The following is a 612-nucleotide window of genomic DNA, read 5'->3' as shown; positions in this document are numbered from 1 at the left end:
AGCGGGCCGGGCTGGGAACCTGGATAAGTGAAAGAGATAATATAGGAGAATAAATGCCGACAGTTGCGGAATACTTCAATTACTGGAGCGAACCGGCCATAGATCGCGGGCCTCTCATTCAACCCTATTATAGACAATTAGGCCCGTATCCACGGGAAAGTGTGCTCTCGCTCCAACTCATTGTGCCGGTGGAATGGAAACAATTATTCTTGCCAGGACAGGAGCAGACAAAATCGTCGATAGGATTGAACCGTTTGCCTTCGGTGCTGGTTAAAGCCATCCGCAGGCTGGGCTTTAAGCAAAGCGAACCCTATTATCGCTATTGGAATTCGCCAATCCGCGAACGCCGCTATATTCTGCGACCCCATAGTTTCCCGTTATCGGTCGGGCTATACCGAGAACGAATTCTTCCCTATTTCCGGACCTATAACACGGAGACAGGAAAGACTATGTCGGATACTGAAAGATTTGAAGATACGCATGTGTTCGCGTATTTCTGTGATTATGGCGATAGGCTTAGGCTTGCGGACATAGAGGCGACGAACCCTGAGGCCTATATGAATGAACTTAGGCGGTTAGGCTACTGGCCCAATTGATGGATCGGGCGACCGC

Annotated in this window: 1 protein-coding gene; it reads left to right on the top strand. The window is 49.7% G+C overall.

The genetic code is table 11. The features are described from left to right. The first annotated feature begins 53 nt into the window (after positions 1-53). Positions 54-596, top strand: a complete 543-nt coding sequence (locus tag ACTJKP_RS27110; protein WP_440632865.1) for a hypothetical protein — start codon at positions 54-56, stop codon at positions 594-596. The last annotated feature ends 16 nt before the right edge of the window (positions 597-612 follow it).

The organism is Brucella sp. 22210 (assembly GCF_052045675.1).
Classification (GTDB): Bacteria; Pseudomonadota; Alphaproteobacteria; order Rhizobiales; family Rhizobiaceae; genus Brucella.
Note: the sequence above shows the minus strand (reverse complement) of the source record. Positions and strands in the feature narration are given on the sequence as shown.